This is a genomic window from Roseburia amylophila (genome assembly GCF_025567465.1).
GTDB lineage: Bacteria > Bacillota > Clostridia > Lachnospirales > Lachnospiraceae > Roseburia_C > Roseburia_C amylophila.
Map to the genome: position 1 here is coordinate 25,549 of NZ_JAOQKI010000026.1, position 9,310 is coordinate 34,858.

Consider the following 9,310-nt stretch of genomic DNA (forward strand, 5'->3'; position numbering starts at 1 on the left):
AATAATGTCTGCAAGGGGCACTAAGAATTTCGACCTATAACTGAATAAGCCTGGCAACCGGCGCAAATTCACATCCATGTTCATATGCGCCTCGCTGGCACTTCCCTGTGCCAGCGTTGCCGGATGCCAGACGAAATTTCAAGTGCCCCTAACAGCCCTTAAAATGCATCCGTACTTCGGCGAACCGGGCAGTTATCATGTCAAACATTGGAAAGACTGTTTTGATAACAGAAAGAAAAACATGTGCTTTAGAACTGCGGCATTTCATATCAAAAATAATCTTCCCTGCATACCCGGAACTATATTTAAAATTTTATATTTTTTACAATCCCCTCCACAAACCACATAAATTATATTTTCAAATGATTTCCACAAAATAAAAGAGGTATTTTATTATGACATTAGACTCCTACCGTAACTTTGTAACCATTGTAGATTGCGGCAGTATCGTAGCGGCTGCCAATAAGCTTCTGATTGCACAGCCTTCTTTGAGTAACCAGCTAAAAAATATTGAGAAAACCTATGGTGCGAAGCTTCTTCTCCGGGGAAACCGTTCTTTAGAGCTGACGGATGCAGGAAGAATCTTTTACAAACGTGCCAAAGAGATTTGCATGATGGAAGAGGGCTTACGAAATGAACTGCTGAACCAGAAAGCCGGCTTCTCTGAACTGTTGAAAATTTCAATTCCAGCCGGTAACTCTCCTTATTTTCTCCACAAATTTTTTGATGCCTTTATTGCAAAGCACCCGAAAGTAAATTATGACTTTTATGAGATTCCAAGCGAATTTGTTATTCCGAATGTCCTGAATGGAATTACGGAGATTGGTCTGATTCGTTCTGCTGCGCCCGGACATGGTGCGCTTACACTTTATCCTTATGAAAGGGAGGATATTGTTGCCCTGTTTCCAAAAGACCATCCCCTGGCTAAAATCAAAGGAAAGCTTTCTGTCCCGGACCTTGCCAACTACCCGCTGGCAATTCCTTTTGACTGTCTGGATATTGTTTATGCTTCTTTTGGACACTATCTTCTTTCGCCAAATGTTTCCATGATTACTTCTCCGAAAACCACTGCCATTGAATGGGCGCGCTCTTTTGGAAGTGTAGCCTTAGTCTCCCTGACGAAAGAGGACATGCGTGAAATTAAGGATATGTGCATCAAATATATTTCCGATGAAAACCTCTATATTATGAGTGCTTTTATTATCAGCAAAGACCGGCACCTTTCGAAGATTGCGAAGGAATTTTTGCAGGTGCATGGTATTGAAGTTTCTTAAGGTGCTCGCCAAATCTGCATGCAAGCATGCGATTTTTCTCGCTACTCGCGTAAAAAAAGAGAATCTATAAAAGATTCTCTTGAAAGAGGCGACAACCAGATTCGAACTGGTGATAAGGGTGTTGCAGACCCGTGCCTTACCACTTGGCTATGTCGCCATATTCTGTTGTAACACTTCCAGTATATGCAGTGGCACATTTTTTATGCCTCATATTCCGTTCGTGTAATGACTCCGACGGGAATCGAACCCGTGTTACCGCCGTGAAAGGGCGATGTCTTAACCGCTTGACCACGGAGCCAGATACGTTCCAACGACCGTCAGAACGTGTTTTAGTATACCATAGAGTAGTGGTGATGTAAAGCGTTTTTTACGAATTATTCGTCATAATTTTGCTGAGGTAATTTTGCTCAAAATTTTGCCTCAAAATTATTCTCTTTAAGGGTACACTTCTTTTCTCTTTCTGTCTTTCTTTTAAAATTTTCTTCTTGACATTACTGTCTTAGTGTATTATTGTAGTAATACAAATAAAGAAGGAGATATGTTTATGGAAACAATATTGCAAACAACGAATCTTTCCCGGCAATTCGGTAAGAAGATGGCTGTAAATAATGTAAATATGACCATTCACAAAGGTGATATTTACGGATTCATTGGAAAAAACGGTGCCGGAAAAACAACTTTCATGCGCCTTGTTTTAGGTACTGCTTTCCCTTCCAAAGGAGAAATTAAATTATTCGACGGCGAGCCTTTCGATAAAGCCAGACGCAAAATCGGTTCTTTAATCGAAGCACCTGGACTTTATAAAAACTGTACCGCCTATGAAAACTTAAAGCAGTTTTCCTTAATTTACGGTGGCACTGATGCAGAGATTAAGGAAATCCTTTTTCTGGTTGGGCTTGCTGATACCGGCAATAAGAAAGCCGGCAAATTTTCCCTCGGAATGCGCCAGCGTCTTGGTATTGCCATTGCACTTCTCGGCAATCCGGAGTTCTTAGTCTTAGATGAGCCGGTAAACGGTCTTGACCCTGCCGGAATGAAGGAAGTCCGTGATTTGATTTTAAAGCTGAATCATGAGAAAAATATTACAATTCTCATTTCCAGTCACTTATTAGATGAGCTGTCCAAAATCGTTACCAGATATGGAATTATCAACGACGGTATGCTGATTGAAGAAGTTACTGCTGCAGAATTAAATGAACGCTGCCAGCACAAACTTATTTTTACAGTAGATGATGTGCAGAAAACAGCCGCTATTTTTGCAGAAACTATTCCGGCAGAACAGATTCGCATTGCCGGCAATCAGGTGATTCTCTCCTCACATCTTGAGGAAGCCGCTGAATTAAACAAACGTCTGGTTCAACAGGACGTTGCGGTAAATAGTTTCTGGGTGCATGCAGAAGGACTTGAACAATACTTTATGAAACGGATAGGTGGTTAATATGGGACAATTATTTAGATTTGAATTTCGAAAATTATTCCGTCAGAAGAGCTTTTACATCTGTGGCTGTGTGTTAATCGGATTAATTCTTCTGACCGCAGTAACATTAAATATGATTTACAGTTTATCACAGGGAAATATGGAAGCTGGCGGCGTAACCGTAAGTGCTTCTGACGATGGATTCCTTTATACCGGCATATATATGCTGGTTGGTGCAGTATCTTCCAGCAACTTTACGATTGTACTGGCTGTATTTCTTTCCCTCTTTGTATGCAGCGACTACACCAATGGCACTTTAAAAAATATCATTGCACGAGGCTACAGCCGCACCCGCATTTATGCGGTAAAATACATGGTATCCTTAGCTGCCACAACGGTTTATACCATTGTCTGCTGGCTTACCGGATTCTTTGCCGGCACTGCATTCTGGAAAGTTGGAAGCCTTTCCGGTACCACAGGAGATCTGGTTACCACCCTGCTTTTACAGCTTCTTGGTAACTTTGCATATACCTCCCTTTTCTTCCTGATTGCAGTTCTATTTAAGAAAACAGGCGGTTCCATCGCAGTTGGTATCATCGGTCCACTGGTTTTATCCATGATTATTTCACTGGCAGATACGCTGACACATAAAAAATCTTTTGATTTTGCTGATTACTGGCTGGATAATTGCATGTATCAGACTGCAGCAGACAGTATGGCATCTGATATGATGATCCGCTGCTTCATCTGCTTCCTGGTTTATGCTGTTTTATTCTATGTTATCAGTATATTTGTTGGAAAACGTAACGAAGTATAACTTCAAGTTACCACCAGGTCATCTATTCTGTAATCAGCTATAGATTTATCCTTTCGTCCACTTAAATGAAAAAGGACTCTCTTTGCAGAATTAAATCCTGTGAGTGTCCTTTTTCTACATGCTATTCAAAAATGAGGGATTTTTCTAAAATTTATAAATGTGCAGAAATGTAATATCCATCTTCTAATGCACTCCATACCGTACCTACACGATTTGCATCTCCTATTATATTGGTATCCTGCACAATTCCAAAATATTCATTTGCTTCATCCAGTCTTGCGCGCATTCCTGCTGCAAATATAACTGTATCAGCTAAAATCTCTTTCTGACTGCCATCTTCCATTTCCGTGATTACAGAATGTTCACGGATTTCTTTACAACTTGTCTCAGTTATTGCTGTCAGATTTTTACATTTATCCATCTCAGTTTTCAAAGCTACTTTCATGATGTCATTCAATGTCCGGTTCAGGACTGGTCCTAATTCTAGAATTGTTACTTTCCTTCCCATTTTTGCCAGATCAACACCAAGTTCACAGCCTATCGAACCACCTCCGATAATAACAACATTTTTTCCTGTTTTCTCAAGGTTTTTGTAAGCATCAATTGCTGTCATAATCTGATTTTTTTCCATACCGGATATCTGGAATGTTACAGGATATGCTCCTAATGCCAGTATTATGCTGTCTGCATTAAGTTCACGGATTTTCTGAGGATCCATTCTGGTATTTAAATGAACTTTTGCTCCTGATTTATAAAGTCTATTGCTCAAGTAGTCTTTCAGTCTCTTTAAATCCTGCTTGGTACTGTCATAATCTGCACAAATTAACTGTCCTCCAAGAGCAGTTTCTCCTTCATACAGACTTACGTCATGACCCCTTTCTGCTGCTGTAATCGCTGCTTTCATACCTGCAGGACCTCCTCCTACAACCACTACTTTTTTCTTTCTATCTGCCTTTGGAAGCACATTTGGTACTCTGTCTTCATGGAGATAGCGCGGATTAACAGAACAACATGGTACGGAATTCATTCCTACATGACTGCGTTTTTCTTCCTCTGTACGATACTGATATGGATTATAGCAATTCATACAACGAATGCATGGAACAATATCTTCACTGCGTCCTTCATAGGCTTTTTGCGCCCACCATGGATCTGCAATCAATTGCCTTCCTACAACAATTGCATCTGCATAGCCTTTTTCCAGAATATCCTCAGCTTCTTCCGGCGTCATAATACCTCCAACTACTGCTACTGGAATCTTTACCTGCTCTTTTACTTTTCGTGCAAGATCAACATTAATCATATGGGGCGCATAAGCGGTAGAAGACATGTAAATCTTTGTATTATTATTTACTTCAACACCACAGGAAATATGTACCATATCAATTTTATCTTCTATACTCTTAATAAATGCTGCAACTTCCTCTACCTGCATTCCTCCTTCAATATGTTCATCACCACTGATACGCATATCCAGCATATAATCTGGACCAACTGCTTTTCTTACCCTGTCTACAATCATGGTAGGAAACTTAATTCTATTTTCAAAACTTCCACCATATTCATCTGTTCTTTTATTAAAATATGGCGATAAAAATTCTGCTGGAAGCCAGCCATGACCAAAATGCAAAAGTACACTGTCAAAACCATATTCCTTTGCATCTAAGGCTGATTTTGCAAATTTATCTGCAATATCCTCCATCATTGCCTCATCCATTGCCCGTACTTCAGTTCCATCTTCTCTTGTATAAGATACTGGTCCAATCGCATAATCACCCTTTTCTACCATTGCAAACTGTCCACAATGACATAACTCAAATTCTGCTTTTGCGCCTCTTTGACGGATGATCGATACTTCTTCCCTGACTTTTGCTGCTTTAAAAAGGTCTGCAAAACAATACGGTCCTGGCGTCAGACGCATTCTGGAATCATCCACGGAACCACTGGTTCCGCGGATAATCATTCCAATACCACTTAAAGATTTGTCTGTATTACTTCCAAGTGGTGCTGATATAATACGATTTTTCAGTACTACCTTATTTACTTTTAAAGGTTCAAATAATTTTGGATATTTACAGTTCATTCTATTCCCTTCTTTCCTATAACTTATACTGCCTGTTCTTCCGGAATATCCTTAAATCCCATAAATATTGTAATCAAAAATGCTCCCACAAAGGATACTGTCATAAGAATGCACCAGATTACAAAAGTATCACCAAAGAATGCAGGAAGTCCGCCAAGTCCACAGAGACTTAATGCTGTACATTTTACACCAAATGCCAGTGAAAATGCAGAACAGATTGCATCCATAATTCCAAGAGAAATTAAAGGTTTCTTAGCTGGAAGTAATACACCAAACAATGCTGGCTCTGTAATTCCTACAACTGCCATAAGAGAGGCAGACATGGATGTTGTTTTCATCTTGCTGTTTTTGGTCTTAAACCATACTCCTAATGCTGCTCCACCAATTGCGATATTTCCATATGCAAGTAACGGGAAGAAATAAGAAAATCCTTGACTTGCAAGCTCTGTTAAAGTAATTGGAAGTGCAATTCCGTTATGTACACCTGTCATAACAAGATATGGTGCAATTGCTCCAATAATGATACCACCTACAACAGACATCTTTGTAAAGATAAATGAAATTCCACCACAAAGTCCATTTCCAATCCAGGTTGCAATCGGTCCTGTTACTATCAGAATAACTGGAATTGAAATTATCATAGTAATGATCGGAATTAATAAGCTTGACAATACCTTTGGACTTATCTTCTTTGCAAGTTTGTTAATCAGCATTACAACAGGCATAGAAAGAAGAATTGGTGTAATGGAAGAAGCATAAGAAACCAGTGTCACCGGAATTCCAATAAAACTTGCTGTTCCGCCTGCACTTCCAAGCTCAATCAGTGTCGGATAAACCAAAACTGCTCCTACCAGTGCTCCGATATATGGATTCACCTGAAGTTTTTTCGCTGCTGCAAATCCTAAAAAAATCGGAAGGAAATAATATCCTGCCTGTCCAATGGAATATAATACCTGATAGGTATAAGTAGTTGTATCTATGTTAATATAATTTAACATTGCCAGTAAACTCTGGATAAATCCGGATGCAATCAGAATAGGTACAATTGGCTGAATAGAGTTTGCGATGTAATCAATGATTACTGCACCTACGGATTTCTTCTTTTTTACGACTGCTGTCGCTTCTTCCTCTCCGCTATCACTGATATGTACAATTTTTTCCAGTTCATCATATACATCATTACATTTTCCACCAAAGATAATCTGAATTGTATTGGATGCCCAGTTCAATCCCTGGCAGCCTTCAATTTTCTTAATCTGTGCATCATTTACTTTATCCTTATCCTTTACTTCTACACGAACACGCGTAAAACAGCTCATGATGCTTATTACATTTTCTTCTCCCCCTACATTCTGCAGAACTTCTAATGCTGCTTTCTTGTAATCCATAATAATTTCCTCCTTTTTGTTTTACATCATTATCTTCAATTTTACATTTATCCTGTTACATCCCTCCTTTCTTACAGGATAAATATGCATTTATTTTGTCATACAGGTATGAAAGTTCTTCTTACCTGCATAATCTACAGGATATTCTCTTTCGGATTTTCCGTAAAAAAAGCAGACCCTCAAACAGGATTCCTTTACCTATAAACAGTAAATGTTATCCCGTTTTCAGGTCTGGCCTAATTTAATAGTGACCACCCTTTCCGCTATTCCTTGCAATTTCTTAAATGCAATACCAGATAATTTCCTTCGGAATTGGTAATATGTCTTCCAAATTTATCATAAAGAAGATCCGATAGTCTCTCAATACAATCAACTTCTTCGTGAAATACTTCACGAACTGTCTTTTTCATTAATTCATCTTCTTTTGTACTTTCTTTATCTTCTACATAACGTTGTGCAAAATATTTCACATGTGTAACAAGTCTTGTATAAGATAAGGAATTTTCATCTACGTCTGTTAAATATTCCTTTTTTATATAATCCAATGCTATATCAATTACCTGAAAAACCTTATTTACCATGCGGCGATCCTGTTGAAATTCTGATGCAATAAGATGCATGGCAATATAACCAACCTCTTCATCCGGAATTACTACATGGAACAATTCCTTTATGCGTTCCCTTGCATACAGACCTAATTTCCATTCATTCTGATAAAACTGCCTTACCTCTGTCGTAAATGGATTATCCAGTTGTATCCCTTCTTTAAGCCTTTTTACCGCAAATTGTATATGATCCATAAGTGCCAGCGTGTTCTGTTCTTCCGGTGAAAAATTATATTCCGTTCTCGCCTTATAAAATATATCTTCTACCAGTTCAAGATATTCTGGCGAAATCTGGCGGATCAAATCTACCAGTTTTTCATTTTCATTTGCAACAAATATTTTCTGGATTTTACTTTCGTCTATGATATCTCCCTTTTTGGCATGGAATCCAATTCCTTTTCCAACAATTACAACTTCACCGTGTTTTCTATCCCATCCCATTACAACATTATTGTTAAAAGGTTGTTCTATTTTTATCATATCCTTACACCCTCTCCAGTTTTAGTAACTCCTCTCCCGCCTTAACATTTTCTGATTTTGTAGTCTGACATGTAAAAGTATCTGAATTTTCCACTACAACCATTACCGTTGCTTTATATTTCTCACGAATCAGTGACAAATCAAATTTCATCAGTAGCTCTCCTGCTTTGACCTTTCTGCCCTGCTCAACAAATACCTCAAATCCATTTCCTTTTAATTCTACCGTATCAATTCCCACATGCATGATAATTCCAGCTCCATCTTCTGATTCTATTCCGATTACATGTCCGGTAGGAAATACCACAGATATTTTTCCATCAACTGGTGCATACAGATAACCTTCTACTGGTTCAATACCAACTCCATCTCCCATAATTTTCTGGGAAAATACCGCATCTTCAACTTCTTCTAACGGAATTATTTTTCCACTGACCGGTGCATATATTTTGTCTTTCTCCACCATATAAATATCAATACCCTTTTGTTTTTCTTTTATCATATTTTCTATATGTTTTTTAAATAATTGCATGTTATCCTCCTTGTTCTACAAGCTACATAAACTCTGAGAGATAGTTAATCATATAAATTTCTCCCTATAAGAGAATTTTCATAACGATATTTCCTATGAAAATAAAAAAACCAAAATCAGTACACTACTGATTTTGGTTTAGCCTGCTTTACCAGTGACATTTCCAAAGTCTCTCTTAATTTAATTAAATTATATTTGATTTCTGTTTTGTTGTCAATTGATATTTTTTACCAATATCTTTTTATAAATTTGTGCAATATATATAATATCATTTTCAGAATATTTCATTTCAAACAAAAAGCCCGACAGCAACATCTGCTATCGAGCAATTAGCTCCCCGAGTAGGACTCGAACCTACGACAGCGCGGTTAACAGCCGCGTGCTCTACCAACTGAGCTATCGAGGATTATTAAGTTAAAGAATGACGTTCGCCTGAAATCAGGTAACGCCATTGTTAAAGGTACATACCTTCAAAACTTCATACAGGAATCCGAAAACTTTATTTCTAAGATGGTCATCTCAAATGCTTCGCATTTTCGATGTCATTTGCAGGCAAATGTTCGTCCGGCTTAAGAGCTGTTTCCGCAGATAAATCTGCTCCACATCTCTTCATCCGTCCTACCATCTTACTGCTTTTTGGTCAAGCCCTCGACCGATTAGTAACAGTCAGCTCCACACGTTACCGTGCTTCCACCTCTGCCCTATCTACCTGATACT

General features: G+C 38.4%; 7 protein-coding genes, 3 tRNA genes and 1 rRNA gene. 3 read left to right on the plus strand and 8 right to left on the minus strand.

What is annotated here, in order from left to right:
- Nucleotides 1–395 precede the first annotated feature (395 nt).
- Nucleotides 396–1,274: a LysR family transcriptional regulator gene (locus tag OCV43_RS12930; protein WP_262624290.1), complete on the plus strand. Its 879-nt coding sequence runs from the start codon at nt 396–398 to the stop codon at nt 1,272–1,274.
- Between the two features lie 86 nt (nt 1,275–1,360).
- Here the strand turns inward: OCV43_RS12930 and OCV43_RS12935 are convergent.
- Together OCV43_RS12935 and OCV43_RS12940 are read right to left on the minus strand one after the other, a co-directional pair.
- Nucleotides 1,361–1,431 (minus strand) — tRNA-Cys (locus OCV43_RS12935).
- 69 nt (nt 1,432–1,500) lie between these two features.
- Nucleotides 1,501–1,572 (minus strand) — tRNA-Glu (locus tag OCV43_RS12940).
- A 246-nt stretch (nt 1,573–1,818) separates the two neighbouring features.
- On the opposite strand from OCV43_RS12940, the gene OCV43_RS12945 reads away from it, so the two are divergent.
- Together OCV43_RS12945 and OCV43_RS12950 are read left to right on the plus strand one after the other, a co-directional pair.
- Nucleotides 1,819–2,712, plus strand: a complete 894-nt coding sequence (locus OCV43_RS12945; protein ID WP_262624291.1) for an ABC transporter ATP-binding protein — start codon at nt 1,819–1,821, stop codon at nt 2,710–2,712.
- Nucleotide 2,713: 1 nt separating this feature from the next.
- A complete protein-coding gene (locus OCV43_RS12950; protein ID WP_262624292.1) occupies nt 2,714–3,508 on the plus strand; it encodes an ABC transporter permease in 795 nt (264 codons plus the stop codon).
- Nucleotides 3,509–3,659: 151 nt separating this feature from the next.
- Here the strand turns inward: OCV43_RS12950 and OCV43_RS12955 are convergent, their stop codons facing one another.
- From OCV43_RS12955 to OCV43_RS12980, 6 genes are all read right to left on the minus strand, one after another.
- Complete coding sequence (locus OCV43_RS12955) at nt 3,660–5,591, minus strand: oxidoreductase (RefSeq protein ID WP_262624294.1); 1,932 nt, start codon at nt 5,589–5,591, stop codon at nt 3,660–3,662.
- Between the two features lie 23 nt (nt 5,592–5,614).
- Nucleotides 5,615–6,979, minus strand: coding sequence for a PTS transporter subunit EIIC (locus OCV43_RS12960; protein ID WP_262624295.1), 1,365 nt, complete (start codon nt 6,977–6,979; stop codon nt 5,615–5,617).
- Between the two features lie 263 nt (nt 6,980–7,242).
- Nucleotides 7,243–8,064, minus strand: a complete 822-nt coding sequence (locus tag OCV43_RS12965) for a PRD domain-containing protein (RefSeq protein WP_199534395.1) — start codon at nt 8,062–8,064, stop codon at nt 7,243–7,245.
- 4 nt (nt 8,065–8,068) lie between these two features.
- Entirely contained in the window at nt 8,069–8,593 is a 525-nt protein-coding gene (locus OCV43_RS12970; protein WP_242986312.1) for a PTS sugar transporter subunit IIA, read from the minus strand.
- 333 nt (nt 8,594–8,926) lie between these two features.
- A tRNA-Asn gene (locus OCV43_RS12975) sits at nt 8,927–8,999 on the minus strand.
- A 230-nt stretch (nt 9,000–9,229) separates the two neighbouring features.
- A 23S ribosomal RNA gene (locus tag OCV43_RS12980) occupies nt 9,230–9,310 on the minus strand; the annotation flags it as partial.

Coding starts and splice junctions, on each gene's coding strand:
- OCV43_RS12970 (WP_242986312.1), bottom strand. CDS start 8,593: ATGCAATTATTTAAAAAACATATAGAAAATATGATAAAAGAAAAACAA.
- OCV43_RS12950 (WP_262624292.1), top strand. CDS start 2,714: ATGGGACAATTATTTAGATTTGAATTTCGAAAATTATTCCGTCAGAAG.
- OCV43_RS12930 (WP_262624290.1), top strand. CDS start 396: ATGACATTAGACTCCTACCGTAACTTTGTAACCATTGTAGATTGCGGC.
- OCV43_RS12965 (WP_199534395.1), bottom strand. CDS start 8,064: ATGATAAAAATAGAACAACCTTTTAACAATAATGTTGTAATGGGATGG.
- OCV43_RS12945 (WP_262624291.1), top strand. CDS start 1,819: ATGGAAACAATATTGCAAACAACGAATCTTTCCCGGCAATTCGGTAAG.
- OCV43_RS12960 (WP_262624295.1), bottom strand. CDS start 6,979: ATGGATTACAAGAAAGCAGCATTAGAAGTTCTGCAGAATGTAGGGGGA.
- OCV43_RS12955 (WP_262624294.1), bottom strand. CDS start 5,591: ATGAACTGTAAATATCCAAAATTATTTGAACCTTTAAAAGTAAATAAG.